The organism is Aminobacter aganoensis (assembly GCF_014206975.1).
Taxonomy (GTDB): Bacteria; Pseudomonadota; Alphaproteobacteria; order Rhizobiales; family Rhizobiaceae; genus Aminobacter; species Aminobacter aganoensis.
The window spans coordinates 1-17,905 of record NZ_JACHOU010000007.1; the positions used below are offsets into that span (position 1 = coordinate 1).

At 65.0% G+C, this 17,905-nt stretch carries 13 protein-coding genes; 4 read left to right on the plus strand and 9 right to left on the minus strand.

The genetic code is table 11. From position 1 onward, the window contains the following. Nucleotides 1–339: 339 nt before the first annotated feature. Nucleotides 340–4,209 carry a hydantoinase B/oxoprolinase family protein gene (locus tag GGR00_RS15140; protein ID WP_184699879.1) on the minus strand — a complete coding sequence of 1,290 codons (3,870 nt, stop codon included), beginning with the start codon at nucleotides 4,207–4,209 and terminating at the stop codon, nucleotides 340–342. Between the two features lie 119 nt (nucleotides 4,210–4,328). After that, a complete protein-coding gene (locus GGR00_RS15145; protein ID WP_184699880.1) occupies nucleotides 4,329–4,910 on the minus strand; it encodes a helix-turn-helix domain-containing protein in 582 nt (193 codons plus the stop codon). 150 nt (nucleotides 4,911–5,060) lie between these two features. On the opposite strand from GGR00_RS15145, the gene GGR00_RS15150 reads away from it, so the two are divergent. Next, nucleotides 5,061–6,263 carry a glycine C-acetyltransferase gene (locus GGR00_RS15150; RefSeq protein WP_184699881.1) on the plus strand — a complete coding sequence of 401 codons (1,203 nt, stop codon included), beginning with the start codon at nucleotides 5,061–5,063 and terminating at the stop codon, nucleotides 6,261–6,263. Between the two features lie 17 nt (nucleotides 6,264–6,280). Next, nucleotides 6,281–7,303 (plus strand): L-threonine 3-dehydrogenase, encoded by a 1,023-nt coding sequence (gene tdh, locus GGR00_RS15155; RefSeq protein WP_184699882.1) that lies wholly within the window; start codon nucleotides 6,281–6,283, stop codon nucleotides 7,301–7,303. A gap of 343 nt (nucleotides 7,304–7,646) precedes the next feature. Here tdh and GGR00_RS15160 read toward each other — a convergent pair whose 3' ends face one another. Genes GGR00_RS15160 through GGR00_RS15185 form a run of 6 tightly spaced genes read right to left on the minus strand, consistent with a single transcriptional unit; the run spans nucleotide 7,647 to nucleotide 14,079 of the window. After that, nucleotides 7,647–8,735 (minus strand): sugar phosphate isomerase/epimerase family protein, encoded by a 1,089-nt coding sequence (locus GGR00_RS15160; protein ID WP_184699883.1) that lies wholly within the window; start codon nucleotides 8,733–8,735, stop codon nucleotides 7,647–7,649. A gap of 20 nt (nucleotides 8,736–8,755) precedes the next feature. Then, nucleotides 8,756–9,574 (minus strand): ATP-binding cassette domain-containing protein, encoded by an 819-nt coding sequence (locus GGR00_RS15165; protein WP_184699884.1) that lies wholly within the window; start codon nucleotides 9,572–9,574, stop codon nucleotides 8,756–8,758. Nucleotides 9,575–9,576: 2 nt separating this feature from the next. Further along, nucleotides 9,577–10,593, minus strand: coding sequence for an ABC transporter ATP-binding protein (locus GGR00_RS15170; protein ID WP_055982300.1), 1,017 nt, complete (start codon nucleotides 10,591–10,593; stop codon nucleotides 9,577–9,579). Between the two features lies 1 nt (nucleotide 10,594). Next, nucleotides 10,595–11,449: an ABC transporter permease gene (locus tag GGR00_RS15175; protein ID WP_055982297.1), complete on the minus strand. Its 855-nt coding sequence runs from the start codon at nucleotides 11,447–11,449 to the stop codon at nucleotides 10,595–10,597. Continuing rightward, a complete protein-coding gene (locus tag GGR00_RS15180; RefSeq protein ID WP_055982294.1) occupies nucleotides 11,446–12,489 on the minus strand; it encodes an ABC transporter permease in 1,044 nt (347 codons plus the stop codon). The genes GGR00_RS15175 and GGR00_RS15180 overlap by 4 nt, the downstream gene beginning before the upstream one ends. 12 nt (nucleotides 12,490–12,501) lie before the next feature. Continuing rightward, the gene (locus GGR00_RS15185) at nucleotides 12,502–14,079 is read right to left on the minus strand and encodes an ABC transporter substrate-binding protein (RefSeq protein WP_055982291.1); all 1,578 of its coding nucleotides are present in this window, start codon (nucleotides 14,077–14,079) and stop codon (nucleotides 12,502–12,504) included. Between the two features lie 484 nt (nucleotides 14,080–14,563). Here GGR00_RS15185 and GGR00_RS15190 point away from each other — a divergent pair, with 484 nt between their 5' ends. Further along, nucleotides 14,564–15,322 (plus strand): aspartate/glutamate racemase family protein, encoded by a 759-nt coding sequence (locus GGR00_RS15190; protein WP_055982289.1) that lies wholly within the window; start codon nucleotides 14,564–14,566, stop codon nucleotides 15,320–15,322. 345 nt (nucleotides 15,323–15,667) lie between these two features. After that, a complete protein-coding gene (locus GGR00_RS15195) occupies nucleotides 15,668–16,378 on the plus strand; it encodes a GntR family transcriptional regulator (protein WP_055982286.1) in 711 nt (236 codons plus the stop codon). 67 nt (nucleotides 16,379–16,445) lie between these two features. Here GGR00_RS15195 and puuE read toward each other — a convergent pair whose 3' ends face one another. After that, nucleotides 16,446–17,852, minus strand: coding sequence for an allantoinase PuuE (gene puuE, locus GGR00_RS15200; protein ID WP_184699885.1), 1,407 nt, complete (start codon nucleotides 17,850–17,852; stop codon nucleotides 16,446–16,448). Nucleotides 17,853–17,905 lie beyond the last annotated feature (53 nt).

Here is a 17,905-nt window from a genome sequence, read left to right on the forward strand (position 1 = left end):
CTCGTTGTTGAGGCGTATATAGTCGCCACCCCTTCAAACTGTCAACGACCTTTTTCCAACTTTTGCGAATTTTTTGCGACAAACGCCCAAACACCCACAAGACCCTGCGTAAGGTGCCCGAAGAATCTTCAAGGGTGTCCACAGAGACCGCGAGACGTCCGCAATCTGGACGCGAAATCAACCACTTGGGCCCTCCCTTGGCGCGAAACCGGCAAACGAATCCCGATTCCCCAGGCCCAAAAAGGCACGGCCGGATGCCGAAAAATCTGCACCCGGCCGCAAGAAAGATGATTCAGGGCCGATTCACCGGCGAATCCCCTGATTGAACCACCCGGTGATTCATTCAGGACCGAAACCACCCGGGGTCGGCGTGATCACCACCACCGCCTCGCCCGCATCGAGCACGGTCTGGTCGCAGGCCCTGAGCACGTCGATGGATCCGTCGTTGCGGCGAACCTTGGTCGCGCCCTTCTGTCCTTCGCCGCCACCGTCGAGGCCGAGCGGCGGACGCGAGCGGTGCGAGGAGAGGATCGAGCACTCCATTCTTTCCAGGAAGCGGATCGTCCGCCTGGTGCCGTCGCCGCCGGGCCAACGGCCCTTGCCGCCCGACCCCTCGCGGATGCGGAAGTCCTCGAGCAGGACGGGAAAGCGCAGCTCGAGAATCTCGGGGTCGGTCAGGCGCGAATTGGTCATGTGGGTGTGGACGCCGGAGGTTCCGGCAAACCCCTGCCCGTCATTCATGCGGCCCGCCGGCGAACCGGAGCAGATCGTCTCATAATATTGATAGGTGGCGTTGCCGAAGGTCAGGTTGTTCATCGTGCCCTGGGCATTGGCCAAAGCCCCCATGGCGCCGAAGATGGCGTTGGTGACATGCTGCGAGGTCTCGACATTGCCGGCGACGACGGCGGCCGGATAGGACGGACGCAGCATCGAACCCTCCGGGATGATAATATCGATCGGCCGGAGGCAGCCGGCATTCATCGGGATGTTGTCCTCGACCATGACGCGGAAGGCATAAAGCACGGCGGCGCGGGCGACGGGCTCGGGCGCATTGAAGTTGTTCTTCATGACAGGCGACGTGCCGGTGAAATCGACCGTCGCCTTGCGCGCGGCGCGGTCGACCGAGATCTGGACCTTGATCACCTGTCCGGTGTCGGTGGGATATTCGTATTCGGCGTGATCGGGCAGGCGGTCGAGCACGCGGCGCACGCTTTCGGCGGCGTTGTCCTGGACATGGCCCATATAGGCTTCGACGACATCGAGGCCGAAATGGCCGACCATCTTCTTCAGCTCCGCCACGCCCTTTTCGTTGGCGGCGATCTGGGCCTTGAGGTCGGCGATGTTCTGGGCCGGGTTGCGCGCCGGGTAGGGATGGTCGGTCAGAAGCCGATGCAACTCATCCTCGCGGAAGCTGCCGCGCTCGACGAGGCGGAAATTGTCGAACAGCACGCCCTCCTCGTCGACGGTCGTTGCCAGCGGCGTCATCGAGCCGGGCGCGGTGCCGCCGACATCGGCGTGATGGCCGCGCGCCGCGACCCAGAAATGGATGCGGGGGGGCCCTTCCTTCTCCCCGCATGCGGGGAGAAGGTGGCCCGAAGGGCCGGATGAGGGGCCGGCGCTGCCGGCTGCCCCGTCAGCGCTGCCCCTCACCTGGCTGCCGCCATCCTCTCCCCGTGAACGGGGAGAGGAATCCAGGTCTTCGAACACCGGCGTGACGACGGTGATGTCGGGCAGATGGGTGCCGCCATTGTAAGGAGCGTTGAGCGCAAAGACATCGCCGGGATGGATGTCGCCCTGGTTCAGCCGGATTATGGTCTCGACCGAGCGGTCCATCGAACCGAGATGCACCGGCATGTGCGGGGCATTGGCGACCAGCGCGCCAGTGCGGTCGAAGACGGCGCAGGAGAAGTCGAGCCGCTCCTTGATGTTGACGGAATAAGCGGTGTTCTGCAGCGTCACGCCCATCTGCTCGGCAATCGACATGAACAGGTTGTTGAACACCTCCAGCATGACAGGATCGGCGGCGGTGCCGATGGCCGCATTGCGCGCCTTCTTTTCCGTGCGCCGCATCAGCACGTGATTGCGGGCGGTGATCTCGGCCTGCCAGCCCGGCTCGACGACGATGGTCTGGTGGCTCTCTATGATAAGAGCGGGACCCGAGACCTTGTGGCCGGGCTTCATTGCGGCGCGGTGGAAGACGCCGGCATCGTGCCAAGCGCCCTCGGTGAAGATCTGTCTCAGCTCGGATGGGGCGGCCGGCTTTTGCTCAAGCTCGGCCTCGCGTTCGGAGAGCCCGCGGGCGCTGCCGTCGCGGCCTTCCAGCGCCACCGCTTCGACCACGATCGGCTTGTCTCTATATATAAAGCCGAATTGCGCCTTGTGGGCCGCCTCGAAGGCAGCCTTGGCCTGGGCGATCGAGCCGTGTTCGAAACCGACCGGCAGGGCCGTGTCGGTGCCGTCATAGCGGACATGCAGGATCGGCCTGATGACGATTTCTGCTTCGGCTATCGCCTGGCCGGCGAGCTCGGCCAGAACCTCGGCGCGCAGGTCCTTTATCAAAGCCGCGACGGCGGCCAGCGAATCGTCGGCCAATGGCTTGAGCAGCGCCTGCTGGCGCGCGGCGAAGACCGAAGACAGGCCGATGCCATAGGCCGAGAGCAGGCCGGAGAAGGGGTGGATCAGCACCGCCTCCATGCCGAGCGCATCGGCGACCAGGCAGGCATGCTGGCCGCCGGCGCCGCCGAAGCAGTTGAGCAGGTACTCGGTGACGTCGTAGCCGCGCTGGACGGAGATCTTCTTGATGGCGTTGGCCATGTTCTCGACGGCGATGGTGACGAAGCCCTCGGCCACCGCCTCGGGGGTGCGGCCGTCGCCGATTTCTCCAGCAAGTGCCGTGAATTTCGCGCGCACGACCTCGGCGTCGAGCGGCTGGTCCTGGCCGGGGCCGAAAATGGCCGGGAAGAACCCGGGCTGCAGCTTGCCGAGCATGACATTGGCGTCGGTGACAGTGAGCGGGCCGCCGCGGCGGTAGCAGGCGGGGCCGGGATTGGCGCCGGCGGAATCGGGTCCGGCGCGGAAGCGGCCGGCCTCGAAATGCAGCACCGAGCCGCCGCCGGCGGCAACGGTGTGGATGCGCATCATCGGCGCGCGGACGCGGACGCCGGCGACCTCGGTGTCGAAGCTGCGCTCATATTCGCCGTCATAATGGGCGACGTCGGTGGAGGTGCCGCCCATGTCGAAGCCGATGACCTTGCCGAAGCCGGCGAGTTTTGCCGTCTCGACCATGCCGACGACGCCGCCGGCGGGACCGGACAAAAGCGCGTCCTTGCCCTGGAACAGGTCGGCGGCGGTGAGGCCGCCGGAGGACATCATGAACATGAGGCGGGGTGAAGATTGCCCCTCACCCTTACCCTCTTCCCGTAATGACGGGGAGAGGGGGGCGTCGACCTCGAGGCCAGCCTCCTTCTCCCCGTCATTACGGGGAGAAGGTCCGGCAGGGGATGAGGGGCCAACTGCCCCCAACTCGCCCGCCACCTTCTGCACATAGCGCGAAAGGATCGGCGACAGATAGGCGTCGACTACGGTCGTGTCGCCGCGCCCCACCAGCTTGACCAGCGGCGAGACCTCGTGGCTGACGGAGACCTGGGCAAAGCCGCATTTGCGGCAGACGGCGGCGACCGCTCGCTCGTGCTCGGGATATTTCCAGGCATGCATGAAAACGATGGCGACGGCATCGATGCCGTCGGCCCTGGCCTGCATCAGGATCGGCTTGATCTCGGCGATATCGAGCAGCCGCTCGACGCAGCCGTCGACCCGGACCCGCTCGTCGACCTCAACGACACGCTCGTAGAGTTGCTCGGGCAGGATGATCTCCTTGGCGAAGATGTCGGGCCGGGCCTGGTAAGCGATGCGTAGCGCATCGCGAAATCCCTTGGTGATGAGAAGCAGGACGCGATCGCCCTTGCGCTCGAGCAGGGCGTTGGTGGCGACCGTGGTGCCCATGCGGATGTCGCCGATGGCCCCCGCCGGGATTTCGGCGCCCGGCGCCAGGCCGAGCAGGTCGCGGACGCCCTGGATCGCGGCATCGCGATAGGCTTCGGGGTTTTCCGACAACAGCTTGCGCGGATGGAGATTGCCCTGGGGGTCGCGGCCGATGACATCGGTGAAGGTGCCGCCACGGTCGACCCAGAAATCCCACTTGCCCGACATGACGCTCTCCCGATCTGCTGTCGCGCTATCGCTCGAACACGATACCGCTTGCGAGGAGGAAGCGTCAGGGCTGACGCCCCGTCAAGAGCAGAAAGCCGTCCCGCGCTGTGGCGGCAGGGTCAGGCATCCTGATCGTAGAGCACGACCATCAGCGCTCTGGCCGTGCCGGCGCCGTCGTTGGTGATTTCGTGGGCGATGTCGGCACGGTAGCGGGCGGTCTCGCCCGATTTGAGCGGCTGACGGCCAAGTTCGGTCTCGACCAGCAGGCCGTCGGTATAGGCTGTTAGGTGTTCGAAGGTGCCCGGCGCATGCGGCGCGCTCTGCAGCTTGCAGGCCGGCGCGATCTCGACCTCGTACCATTCGATGCGGCCGGCCAGCGCGGGCGAACTCAGGATGCGCAGGCGCCAGGCACCGTCGGGGCTCTTGATCTCCGGCGTCAGCGCCAGTGTCACCAGTTCGATGGCGTCGGCCTTGCGCTGGTGGGTGATGCCGCCGGCGATGAGCTGGGAAAAGTCGATGCCGAGCGCCTGGGTCAGCGACCACAGCACGGCAAAGGTCGGGTTGGCCTCGCCGCGCTCGATCTGCGACAGCATCGAGCGCGAGACGCCCGAAAGTGCGGCCAGCCGGTCGAGCGTCAGGTGGCGCTCCTTGCGTTCTTTCTGGAGCACCGGACCGATCTTCGGCGCATTGTTCACTTCCATGTGGCCTCCCCCAAAGGTTGCACACTGATAGCACCGCGCCTCACGTCCTGCGAGGCATTTGCGTCTGGCATGCTGGTCCAAGCGGATTCCGCTAGACTTAACATTGTATCCATTATATCGGAATTTCTATCTTAACGGATGGCGAGACCGATGAGCCAAGATTTCCTTTCCCATATCTCGAACGTTCTCCAGGGCATCGAGGCCGATGGCCTCTACAAGCGCGAGCGCCTGATCTCCGGCATGCAGGCCGGCCGCATCAAGGTGAAAGGTGCGGCGGGCGAGCGCCAGATGGTCAATCTCTGCGCCAACAACTATCTCGGCCTCGCCGACAATGCCGATATCCGCAAGGCAGCAGCGGCAGCGCTCGACGAGTTCGGCTTCGGCATGGCCTCGGTGCGCTTCATCTGCGGCACCCAGACGTTGCATCGCGAGCTGGAGCACGCCATCGCCGACTATCTCGGCAAGGACGATGCGATCCTGTTCGCCGCCTGCTTCGACGCAAATGGCGCGCTGTTCGAACCGCTGCTCGGCGCCGAGGATGCGATCATCTCCGACAGCCTCAACCACGCCTCGATCATCGACGGCGTCAGGCTCTCCAAGGCCAAGCGTTTCCGCTACGCCCAGGGCGACATGGACGACCTGGAGACCCAGCTCAAGCAGGCCGCCGCCGATGGTGCCCGCTTCAAGCTGGTCGTCACCGACGGGGTGTTCTCGATGGACGGCCACGTCGCCAAGCTGAAGCAGATCTGCGATCTCGCCGAGCGCTACGGTGCCATCGTCGCCGTCGACGACTGCCATGCGACCGGCCATATCGGCGAGCAGGGCCGCGGCACGCCGGCGCTGACGGGCACAGGCAACCGCGTCGACATTGTCACCGGCACGCTCGGCAAGACGCTGGGCGGCGCCATGGGCGGCTTCATCGCCGCGTCGCAGCCGATCATCGACCTGCTGCGCCAGCGCGCGCGGCCCTATCTCTTCTCCAACTCCCTGGCACCGGCAGTTGCCGCCGGCTCGCTGAAGGCGATCGAGATCGCACGCGGCGCAGACGACCTGCGCGCAAAACTCGGCCGCCACACGACTCGGTTCCGCGACGGGCTGACCCAGGCCGGCTTCACCCTGCTTCCGGGCGAAACGCCGATCATCCCGGTCATGCTGGGCGATGCGGTGCTGGCGCAGCGAATGGCCAAGGCGCTCGACGAGCGCGGCGTCTATGTCGCCGGCTTCTTCTTTCCCGTCGTCCCCCAGGGCAAGGCGCGCATCCGCACCCAGATGTCGGCAGCCCTCGACGACCAGGACATCACCTTCGCCATCGACGCATTTGCCGACGCTGGCAAGTCGCTCGGCATCATCTGATTTTCAGGAGCTTTCCCATGCGCGCACTGGTCAAGGCCAAGGCTGAACCCGGCATCTGGATGGAAGACCGGCCCGTGCCGGAGGTCGGCCCCGACGACGTGCTGATCAAGGTCAACAAGACCGGCATCTGCGGCACCGACATCCACATCTACAAGTGGGACGAATGGGCGGCGAAGACGGTGCCAGTGCCGATGGTCACCGGCCATGAATATGCCGGCGAGATCGTCGAGATCGGCTCGCATGTACGCGGCTTCAAGGTCGGCCAGCGCGTTTCGGGCGAAGGCCACGTCATCGGCATGCGCAGCCGCGCCAGCCGCGCCGGTCGTTTCCACCTCGATCCCGAGACGCAAGGCATCGGCGTCAACCTGCCGGGCGCCTTCGCCGAATATGTACGCATCCCCGCCTTCAACGTGGTGCCGCTGCCCGATTCGATCGACGACGAACTCGGCGCCATCCTCGACCCGCTCGGCAACGCCGTGCACACGGCACTTTCCTTCGACGTCGCCGGCGAGGACGTGCTGATCACCGGTGCAGGGCCGATCGGCATCATGGGTGCGGCGGTCGCCCGCCATTGCGGCGCGCGCCATGTCGTCATCACCGACGTCAACCCGAAGCGCCTGGAGCTCGCCACCCAGGTGGCGGATGTCACACCCGTCAACGTCGCCGAGGAAGAGCTGCGCGACGCCATGGGTCGCCTCGGCATGCGCGAGGGCTTCGACGTCGGCTTCGAGATGAGCGGCTCGCCCGCCGCCTTCGACCAGCTGATCGAGCACACGCTGATGGGCGGCCGCATCGCCCTGCTCGGCGTGCCGGCAAAGCCCTTCCCCATCGATCTCGCCAAGATCGTGTTCAAGATGATCACGCTCAAGGGCATCTACGGCCGCGAGATGTTCGAGACCTGGCACAAGATGCTGGCGATGCTGGAAAGCGGGCTCGACATCCGCAAGGTCATCACCAGCCGCATGAAGGCCGACGACTACCAGGCCGCGTTCCACAACGCCGCCAACGGCGAGGCGGGGAAGATCGTGCTGGAGTGGTAGGGTTTCGGGGACACAATTGAATGTAAAGGCCGCGCCAAAAGCGCGGCCTTTACATTTCGGGCCATCCCGGCGTGGTCGGACTGCTGTCGCGGAAAGGCCCCCCCTTCTCCGTCTCGGGCTTTGCCCGAGCCACCTCTCCCCCACTTTGTGGGGGCGAGGAATCGCCAATCGCAAAAGCAGCGCTCCCGTGGAAGCAACCTCGTAGATCCTGGGTTCCTCGCCCCACGAAGTGGGGAGAGGTGCCGAGCACAGCGAGGCGGAGACGGGTTCTCAACACCACAGAAACACAAAACCCACGGAAGCTGCCTTCCGCGGGTTTGTTGTTCGAACCGATAAGCCGTCCCTATGCAGCCTTGCTCAGCGGCAGGCCGAGTTCTTCACAGATACCGCGGACATGGGCGGCGCTGTCCTTTATGTAAGCGACCGTCTCGTCATAGTGATAGTTCTTCACCGCCCAGGCGGCGAAGCTCTCGCGGTCCATGACCTCGCCGCTGGCGATGCGGGCGACATAGTCCTGCACCATCTTCATGTAGGCGGCATATTCCTCGACGCTCAGGTCGGGGTGGCCTTCGAGCCATTTCGGATCGGCGATCTCGATGATCATCTTGGGCGGATTGCGCGGCCGGTCGGAGAAGGATTCGTAGTTCTCGATCGACAGGTTGAGGTGCGGGTTGGCCTCGGCCAGGATCGGCATGACGGCGCGGAAGTCGACCACGCCGCCGCCGCAGGGACGCATCTGGAAGTCGAGCACCTCGCCGTCATAGGCGATCAGCGCATCCTTGATGTGGGTCTGACGGACATAAGGCGCGACGCGCTTGGCCGCCCAGACGGGGTGCTCGCCACGCTGCAGGACGTTGGCCGTGTCGAAGACGATGCCGGTCGTATCCGGCCCGACCTCCTCGACCAGCCGCACCAGCTCGAACGAGGTGATCTCCTCGTGCGTTTCGAGGTTCATGTGGATGCCGAGGTCGCGGGCGATCGGCGCCAGCTTCTTCAGGAAACGCGCGGTGGCGTCGAGCTGCTCGCGCCAGGTCACGTCGGTGCGGAAGCGGTCGTAGGCGAAGCGGCCGGTGAAGGCCGGCTTGTAGTTGGCGGTCGCCACCCACAGCTCGCGGCAGTCGATGGCCGCACACGCCTCCATCATGCGGCGGAAGCCGAGCACGATGTCGCCATCGCCGATCAGGCGCAGTTCGGGCGCTTCGGGCGTGGCAAAGGGATTGACCTTGCCGAGACCGGTTTCGAGATACATGCCGAGCTCGTTGGCGCGCTGCTTGATCTCGCCGAGATAGCCGGCATCGAGCGTCGGGCTCATGTCGAGCACGGTGCGGAAGAACAGGCCCTCCATGCCCAATTCCCGGGCATGATCGAAGCTGGCCACGGGACCGCGCTTGGCGGCTTCGGGGATCTTGCGGCCATCGACACCGATGCGCATCGGCAGTCTCCTTAGTCTTGTCAGTTTGCGGTTTCGAGGCGGCGCGCCGCACGGCGGGCACGGCCGACGACGGGATCGGGCACCGGCACCGCCGCCAGCAGCGACTGGGTGTAGGGCATCTTGGGAGCGCCGAAGATTTCGTCGCGCGAACCCTGCTCGACGACCTTGCCCTTGTGCAGCACGACGATCTTTTCGCAGAGATGGCGGACGACGGCGAGGTCATGCGCCACGAAGACGATGGCGAGGTTGAGCTTCTTCTGCATGTCCTGCAGCAGGTTGATGACCTGCGCCTGCACCGACACGTCGAGAGCCGCCACCGGCTCGTCGCAGACGAGGATGCGCGGGCGGATCACCAGCGCGCGAGCAATGGCGATGCGCTGGCGCTGGCCGCCTGAGAAGGAGCGCGTGTAGCGGTCCATGTCGTTGGGGTTGAGGCCGACCATCTCCATCATCTCGGCAACGCGGGCACGGCGGGCTGCAGCCGTCGGTTCGAGCTTGTGGATCAACAGGCCCTCGCCGATCAGCTCCTCCACCGTCATGCGTGGATTGAGGCTGCCGTAAGGGTCCTGGAACACCATCTGCACTTCGCGGCGGAAGCGCCTGAGGTCGTCGCCTTTGGCGTGGATGACGTCGATGCCGTCATAGGTGATCCTGCCTTCTTCCGGCTTGATCAGCGCCAGCATGCATTTGGCGATGGTCGACTTGCCGGAACCGGATTCGCCGACAAGGCCGATGGCTTCGCCGGTGTCGACGTTGAGGGTCACGTCGTGCAGCACCTTGGCCGGCGGGTTTGGAAAGGCGTTGTACGACTTGCTGATGCTGTCGATGGACATGAGCATGGTCAGGCACCTTTTCCGTCGAGCAGGTGGCAGGCGACACGCGACATGCCGACCGGCTGCAGCGCCGGCAGATCGACGCCGCAGCGGTCGAAACGCTGGTCGCAGCGCGGGTGGAACGGGCAGCCGCTCGGCCGCGCCAGCGGCGGCGGCGGCGCGCCGGGGATAGCGTAAAGCGTGTTGAGATCCTGGTCGATGCGCGGCACCGCCTTGATCAGCCCCTGCGTGTAGGGATGGCTCGGCTTGGCGAAGACACTGGCGACCTCGCCATCCTCGACGATGCGACCCGAATACATGACCATGACGCGCTCGGCGAAGCCGGCGACGACGCCGAGATCGTGGGTGATGAACAGCACGGCAAGGCCACGGCGCGTCGAGACGTCGTCGAGCAAATCGAGCACCTGGTCCTGGACGCGCACGTCGAGCGCGGTTGTCGGCTCGTCGGCGATCAGCAGGCGCGGCTCGCCGACCAGCGCCATGGCAAGCACGACGCGCTGGCGCATGCCGCCGGAGAATTCATGCGGATAGGCATCGAGCCGTTCGGCAGCGCGGTCAACGCCGAGCTCGTCGAGCACGGCCAGCGCCCGCTTGCGCGCCTCGGCCTTGCCGATGCCACGAATGCGCAGCGTTTCGGCGACCTGGTCGCCGATGGTCATCAGCGGATCGAGGAAGCTCATCGGGTCCTGGAAGACCATGGCGATGGAGCTGCCGCGCAGCTTGCCCATGTCGCGGTCGGACAGCTTGAGCAGGTCAGTGCCGTCGAAATCGACCCGGCCGGACAGTTTGGCCAGGCGGTCGAGCCGCATCAGGGCGCGCGCCGTCAGCGATTTGCCCGAGCCGGACTCGCCGACAAGCGCGACACGCTCGCCGACGCCAATGGTGAAGTCGACGCCATCGACGATGCGGACGCTCGAGCCGCTGCGGCCGAGCGGCATGTCGACGGTGAGCTTTTCGACGGTGATGAGCGGCTGGCGAACCGGAACCACGGACGCTTCGTCAGGCAAGGGATGTACTGTCTTCATCTCAGTTGCCCCTCAAGGACGGATCGCGGCGGACCTGGATGATGTCGCCCAGAAGGCCGAAGGCGATCGAAGTTATGGCGACGGCGGCACCGGGGGCGACGACGGTCCACCAGGCGGTCGAGACATAGCCGCGTGCGCTGGCAATGGTGGCGCCCCATTCGGCGCTCGGCGGCTGGGCTCCGACGCCGATGAAGGACAGGCTGGCCAGCACCAGCACTGTGGTGCCGATGTCGCCGGCCCATTTGACGATCAGCACGTCGAGCGAATTGGGCAGCACGTGCTTGGTCATCAGCCGCCACTTCGACACGCCCAGCACCTGGGCGCCGGCGACGAAGGGCTGTTCCATGGTCTGGCGCATGATGCCGCGCAGCATGCGGGCGGTGATCGGCCAGCCGGTGATGGCCATGGCGATGACGGCCGAACGCAGGCTGGCGCCCATGGCGGCGGCGAAGCCGAGCGCCACGATCATGCCGGGCAGCGCCAGGCCGATGTCGGTGATGCGCATCAGCCCCTCGTCGAGCCAGCGCGGGCCGGCGGCGGCGACGGTGGCGATGGTGACGCCGATCAGCGAATAGAGCGTCACCACCAGGAAGGCCGACAGCAGCGTCGTCTGGGCGCCGACGATGAGGCGCCAGAACACGTCGCGACCCTGGTCGTCGGTACCGAACCAGTTGGCAGCGCTCGGCGGCATCAGCGAGTTAGCGATGTCGGAGCTGTAGATGCTGTCGGGTGCGAAAAACGGCCCGAAGACGGCGATGGCGAGCAACGCCACGACGAGGGCAAAGACGAACATCTCGAAGGCCGAGAAGCCTTCCTTGCGGCGGGCGGCAGGCTGGGCGATGGCAGGGGCGGTCATTGGCCTTGGCTCCCCAGTTGTGCGGCGCGGATGCGCGGGTCGACCAGAAGCTGGAGGATGTCGACGATCAGGTTGACGAGGCAGACGACGGTGCCGATGAACATGACCGAGCCGAGCACGGCGAAGGCGTCCTTCTGGGCGACGGCGTTGAACATGTAGGCGCCGATGCCCTGGCGGGCGAAGACGGTCTCGACCAGCACGGCCGAGCCGATCATGGCGCCGGCCTGGGTGCCCGACAGCGTCAGCACCGGGTTGAGGCTGTTTGGCAAGGCGTGGCGCACCAGCATGTGGCGGGCCGTCGCTCCCTTGGCGCGCACGGCCATGATGAAGTCGGAACGCAGGACGCCAAGCAGCGACGCACGCAAGGTGCGGAAGATCTGGGTGGCAAAGAGTGCCGCAAGCACGGCCGCCGGCAGGATGATGTGATGCAGGGCATCAAAGAAGGCACCGACATTCAGGGCCATCAGGGCATCGAGGGTGGGCGCGCCGGTGACGATCGGCGACGCCATGCCGTAGCTCTGCTGGCCCGAGATCGGCACCACGCGCCAGACGCTGCCCAGCACATATTGCAGCACCAGCGCCAGCCAGAAGGCGGGCATGCCGCCGAGCATGACGGCGGTGACGCGGCTGGTCGCGTCAAAGACGCCACCCTGGCGGTAGGCGGCAACGATGCCGGCCGGGATGGCCACCGCAAGGTTGAGCAGCATGGCGATAAAGACGAGTTCCAGCGTGCTGGGCAGGACCTTTTCGAGGTCGGCCAGGACCGGCTGGAGCGTGACGATGGACGTGCCCAGGTCGCCGCGCAGGAGGCGACCCAGGAAGCTGAAATACTGCATGATGACCGGGGCATCGAGCCCCAGCCGTTCACGCACCGCCTCGATCTGAGCGGCGGAAGCGTCCGCGCCGGCGGCCATCTGGGCCTCGTCGCCGGGCATGAGCTTGATCATCAGGAAGACCAGCGAAGCCAGTCCCCAAAGGGTCAGAAGTGCAAGGCCCAGACGGCGGGACAGAAACCAGGAATAGGCGCGGAACGCGAGCATCACAGACCTCGCTTACGGCTTGGCAAGCCGGAAGTCCGCCGGCTCGGCGGGCGTGGCAAGCATGCTGGCCTTGAGGTCGGCGAGCGTGCCGACGCGATAGGCGGCCGGCTTGTAGACACCATACATGTCGACCATCACGGAGTCATTGTCGAGGATGGTCTGGACCTGCTTGTAGAGGTCGCAGCGCTTGGCGTCGTCGGCGGTGGCGAGAGCGGTGTCGAGCAGCTTGTCGACTTCCGGATTGGCATAGCCGGTTCGGTTGGTGCCGATGGCGTCCGACTTGTAGCCCTTGACCAGCATGATGCCGGCATCCGGGAACTGGGCGAAGTCCTCGAGCAGCATCATCTGCGGGATCGAGTTCGGGTCCTTCAGGCTGGCGAGATAGTTCGGATAGGCAATCGGCTCGAGTTCGAGGTCGATGCCGATCTCGCGCAGGTTGGACTGGAACAGCGTCGCTTCCTGCTTCTGCAGCTCGAACACCGGCTGGAAGTTCATCTTGAGCTTCAGGCTGGACGCACCGGCCTCGGCGAGCATCGCCTTGGCAGCTTCGAGGTCGCGCTTGACCTCCGGCAGCTCGGGACGGCAGTCGAGACGCGCCGGCAGCGGGCCATTGGCCACCTTGCCGTTGCCGCCGCGGACGCCACGCAGGCCGCCGGCATAGTCGTAGACCATGCGCAGTGCCTTGCGCACCTTGGGATCGGCGGTCGGGCCGACCTTGGTGTTGAAGACGACTTCGGTCTGGTAGCTGGTGTTGATCGGCACCACCTTCAGCGCCGGATCGGTGGCCATGGCGGCGGCATCGCGGTCGGCGAAGCCGAAGGCGACGTCGATGTTGCCGGCACGGAGCTCGTCGCGGCGCGTCGAGCTTTCGTCGATGCGGCGGAAGACGATGGATTCGGGACGACCTGCCTCTGCGGCCCAGTATCCCGGGAAGAGGTCGATGACCACGGCCTGCGACTGGTCGCCCAGCACGTAGGGGCCCGAGCCGGCATCATGCGCCTGCAGCCAGCCCTGGCCGTCGTCGCCGCCCTTGTTGGTTTCGACCAGCGCGGAATTGAGGATGTAGATCTTGCTCAGCGACGGCAGGAACAGCGTGTTGGGCTTGCTCAGGTTGATGGTGAGATGCGTGTCGTCGGTGACAGTGGTCGAGTCGTAGCCGTCGATCAGCGAGGCGACGCCGGCGCCAAGGCGCTTCAGGCGGTCGAGCGTATAGGCGACATCCTTGGCGGTCAGTGCCGTGCCATCGTGGAACTTGACGTCGGGACGCAGCGTGAAGGTGATCGACTTGGCATCATCCGAATAGGCGTATTCGGTGGCCAGGCTGCCGACCAGCTTGGTGTCGTCATAGGTCACCAGCGTATCGTAGACGGCGCTGATGATGGTGTTGGTCTGGTTGTAGTCGGCGCGCAGCGGATCGAGCGTGTTGATCTGGCCGCCGAGGCCCACGATGATGGTGTGCTCGCGGTCGGCCGCCGAAGCCACCGAACCGCCGAAGCCGACGGCAACCGCAAGGGCAGCACCACCGACGGTCGCCAGAAACTGCCGCCGGCCATGCGACAGCGCCGAAAAGGCCGAGAAAAATGCATGCATGATTGTCGCTCCCATATGCTGAATTGACTCTGCCTTTTCGCAAAGGCGCTCCCTATCTTTTTGTATCCGATTTTTTTCTCAATGGATACATAAATGTTGCCTGACGGATGCAAATCGCTCACCCGCCGACCTGGCTGGATAATATTGTTGTAAATCAGTTAGATAATCGATCCCGATACCCAAGTTCATCGCCAAACGGCAAAAATTTTATGGCAGCGAACACGATCCAATGGCGCGACTGGTAGGCATTCTTGACGATTCCGGACGATCCAAAGAGTAGGCAATTGTCGCGCAGCGCCGGCGAAAATGTGCGCAATTTTTGGATACAAACTTTACACATGATCTGATACAATGATATCAGGATGGCACTGCAGCTCGACCATGCCCTGCAAATGGGCGTGGTCGCAGCCCAGCCAAGCGCCTCACTTCACCATGGGGCAAAGGCCGGGTCCGCAGCAAAGCCCGTTGTGCCCAGAGGAACCCGATGCATCGCCTGCCTCGCCTGCTCGTCATCAATCCAAACACGTCCGCCGACGTCAGCAAGGTCATCGACGCGCTGGTGCGCGAGGAGACGGCGGGTGCCGCCAAGGTACAGACGGTGACCGCAGGCTTCGGCTTCAGCTACATCTCGACCCGTGTTGCGGTTTCGATCGCCGCGCACGCCGTGCTCGACGCCGCCGCCAAGGCGATGGCCGAAGGCGCCGAACCCGACGCGATCCTGCTTGCCTGTTTCGGCGACCCTGGCCGCGAGGCGCTTGCCGAGATGACCGGGCTGCCGGTCATCGGCTTTGCCGAAGCGGGCCTGCTGGCCGCGGCGGCCCTGCCGGGAACATCGCTGGTGTCGACCAATGGCAGCGTCTGGTGCGAAATGCTGGGCGAACTGGTGCTGAAGCTTGGCCTTGGCGACAAGGTTGCCGGCATCCGCTCCATCGAAACGGTCGCTGACGACACGCAGGCCATTGCCGATTTCCTCACCCATGAAGCGACGGCCCTGGGCGCCGACCGTGTCGTGCTCGGGGGCGCCGGCCTGATCCCGGGCCTCCCCGGCATCGTCGCATCGTCACGCGTGCCGATCCTGGACCCGCATCGTGCTGCGATCGGCAAGGCACTGAACATGGCAGCGACGCCGCGGGCGAACCCGGCGCCCGGCCATCATCCCACCGAAACGCTCGGCCTGTCGCGCTTTCTTTCAGATGCCCTGAACAGGGGCGCCGCCATCGCCCCCTTGCGCCGCAGCGCCTGATCCATTTTCCGCGGCCGCGCCGACCGTTAGATCCATGCCCCGCCAAGCCGGGCGGGAGCGCATTTTCAAATCGTATTCAAAACACCTTACGATTGCGCGCAATGGATTTCGCTATTGTATTAGAAAACATGTGCTAGAGTGGCCGCAATGCAAACTGGCGCCACGCCGGCTTGCAGTGGAGGAGGCACGGCAGGCAGCGGCATGCCGGCTGCATCGCATGACACCGGCTAATACATAACGAACAACGAAGCAAGGCTCGCATTTTTCTTGTCTTCCGCCCGGTGGCGATGCATCTGAGACGTAGCATAGTTGCATGCTGCCCGTGCAAAACCGGCTGGTGAGGGAATGGCTAAAGCTGCGAATACTGATTTCGACGAGAAAGCCGGATCGAAGATCGATGCGATCTACCAGGCGCTGTTCAGGGCCATTCTGGCACGCGAGCTGACGCCCGGCACAAAGCTCAGCGAAGAATCGATCGGCTCGCTGTTTTCGGTCAGCCGCACCATCGTGCGCGCGGCGCTCAACCGCCTGCATACCGAATCGCTCGTCGAGTTCCGGCAGAACCGAGGTGCCTTCGTCGCCAGCACGACGCCCGACGAGGCCCGCCAGGTGTTCGAGGCCCGCAATGCGATCGAACGCGAGATATTCTCAAAGCTCGCCACCGTCGTCACCGACAAGCAGATAGCCGCCCTGGAGCAGCATCTGCACCATGAGCACGCCATCCGCCACGCCGGCGACCACACCGCAGCCATCGTGGCGTCGGGGGAGTTCCACCTGCTCGCCGCGCACATGGCCGGCAACGAGGTGCTTGCCGGCTTCCTCAAGTCGCTGATTTCACGGACCTCGCTGATCCTGGCGCAGCACAGCACCCACCAGGAAACCGACTGCAGCGTCGACGAGCACGCCGCGATCCTGCAGGCGCTGCGAGCGCGCGACCCCAAGGCAAGCGCCGACGCGATCATCGAGCACCTGCAGCAGGTGTTCGAGCAGGCCAATATCGGCCAGACCAAGCGCACCAAGCGCAATCTCAGCGAGATCCTGTCGCGCTACGCCTGAGGTCGAGGTCGGTGCGCCCTTCGAGGCCCGCTTCGCGAGCCCCTAAGGACGCAGTTGCAATCCGGCGCTATTCGGAAAAGCGCGCCTCGACCTGGATTTCGGCCAGGCGCTCGACCTCGCCATAGGTGACAGCCAGTTCGGTCTCGCCGTCCGTCTCCAGCCGCGCTTCCAGCGACGACAGAAGCGACGCGGTGGTGTAGTTGCGGACCACGAAGATGGCGCCGAAGCCAAACTTTTCTTCATAGACGCCGAGCAGTTCCAGCAGCCGTCGTTGCTGGCCGGCGGTCATGACATCGAGGCTGACCGATTGGCTCTCGTCGGCGACGATCCTGGCCGCCTGGATGCGCGGGTCAAGCGGGGTATAGCCCTTCAGCACCTCGAACTTCTCGGCAGCGCTTGCCGCGCGGAACTGTGTCCGCAAGGCAAAGAACAGGCCATAGGCGCTGTCGTTCACCGGGCCCAGTTCACCGTCGAAGGCCCGCTCGGCAAGCAGGGCACCGTTGCGGAAGCAGCCTCCGAATTTTTCGACGAAACCGGCCCTGTCCATCTTCGACGGCACCACCGCGGGTCTGGCGTAGGGATGTTCCCTGGCCCAGTGATGCGCGATATCGATGCGCTTGGCGATCCACACCTTGTCGTGGCCCTGCACGTATTCGATGAAGCGCTTGAGGGCCGCGATGCGGCCGGCGCGGCCGACGAGGCGGCAATGCAGGCCGATGGAGAACATCTTGGGACGGCCGGCGGCACCCTCGGCATAGAGATAGTCGAAGGTGTCCTTGAGATAGGCGAAGAACTGGTCGCCCGAATTGAAGCCGTTGGGCGTGCCGAAGCGCATGTCGTTGGCTTCGAGCGTATAGGGGATGATCAGCTGCTCGCGGCCCTCGTGCTCGCGCCAGTAGGGCAGGTCGTCGTCATAGGTGTCGGAGACATAGGCGAAACCGCCTTCCTCGGAGACGAGATCGACGGTGTTGACCGAGCAACGGCCGGTGTACCAGCCGGTCGGGCGTTCGCCTGTCGCCAGGGTATGCAGGCGGATCGCCTCCTGGATCTGGACGCGCTCCTCGTCGGCCGGCATGTCCTTGTGCTCGACCCATTTGTAGCCGTGGCTGGCGATCTCCCAGTCGGCCTGCTGCATGGCGCGAAGCTGTTCGGGGGCGCGCATCAGCGCGGTCGCGACGCCATAGACCGTCACCGGCACGTCGAGGTCGGTGAACAGCCGATGCAGGCGCCAGAAGCCGGCGCGGGCGCCGTACTCGTAGACCGACTCCATGTTCCAGTGGCGCTGCCCCGGCCATTGCGCAGCACCGGGGATTTCCGACAGGAAGGCTTCGCTTGCGGCATCGCCGTGGAGGATGTTGTTTTCGCCGCCCTCCTCGTAGTTGAGCACGAACTGGACAGCGACATTTGCGCCGCCGGGCCAATTGGCGTGGGGCGGATTGGCGCCGTAGCCGCGCATGTCCCTGGGATATCGCATGAGTGTCTCCTGAGCTTGGGGCTGCGCGGCTTCCCGTGCATGATTGAGTGTGG

Bases quoted from the DNA above. Each gene is read 5' to 3' on its own strand.
- GGR00_RS15140 (WP_184699879.1), bottom strand. From the start codon at position 4,209: ATGTCGGGCAAGTGGGATTTCTGGGTCGACCGTGGCGGCACCTTCACC.
- GGR00_RS15145 (WP_184699880.1), bottom strand. From the start codon at position 4,910: ATGGAAGTGAACAATGCGCCGAAGATCGGTCCGGTGCTCCAGAAAGAA.
- GGR00_RS15150 (WP_184699881.1), top strand. From the start codon at position 5,061: ATGAGCCAAGATTTCCTTTCCCATATCTCGAACGTTCTCCAGGGCATC.
- tdh (WP_184699882.1), top strand. From the start codon at position 6,281: ATGCGCGCACTGGTCAAGGCCAAGGCTGAACCCGGCATCTGGATGGAA.
- GGR00_RS15160 (WP_184699883.1), bottom strand. From the start codon at position 8,735: ATGCGCATCGGTGTCGATGGCCGCAAGATCCCCGAAGCCGCCAAGCGC.
- GGR00_RS15165 (WP_184699884.1), bottom strand. From the start codon at position 9,574: ATGCTCATGTCCATCGACAGCATCAGCAAGTCGTACAACGCCTTTCCA.
- GGR00_RS15170 (WP_055982300.1), bottom strand. From the start codon at position 10,593: ATGAAGACAGTACATCCCTTGCCTGACGAAGCGTCCGTGGTTCCGGTT.
- GGR00_RS15175 (WP_055982297.1), bottom strand. From the start codon at position 11,449: ATGACCGCCCCTGCCATCGCCCAGCCTGCCGCCCGCCGCAAGGAAGGC.
- GGR00_RS15180 (WP_055982294.1), bottom strand. From the start codon at position 12,489: ATGCTCGCGTTCCGCGCCTATTCCTGGTTTCTGTCCCGCCGTCTGGGC.
- GGR00_RS15185 (WP_055982291.1), bottom strand. From the start codon at position 14,079: ATGCATGCATTTTTCTCGGCCTTTTCGGCGCTGTCGCATGGCCGGCGG.
- GGR00_RS15190 (WP_055982289.1), top strand. From the start codon at position 14,564: ATGCATCGCCTGCCTCGCCTGCTCGTCATCAATCCAAACACGTCCGCC.
- GGR00_RS15195 (WP_055982286.1), top strand. From the start codon at position 15,668: ATGGCTAAAGCTGCGAATACTGATTTCGACGAGAAAGCCGGATCGAAG.
- puuE (WP_184699885.1), bottom strand. From the start codon at position 17,852: ATGCGATATCCCAGGGACATGCGCGGCTACGGCGCCAATCCGCCCCAC.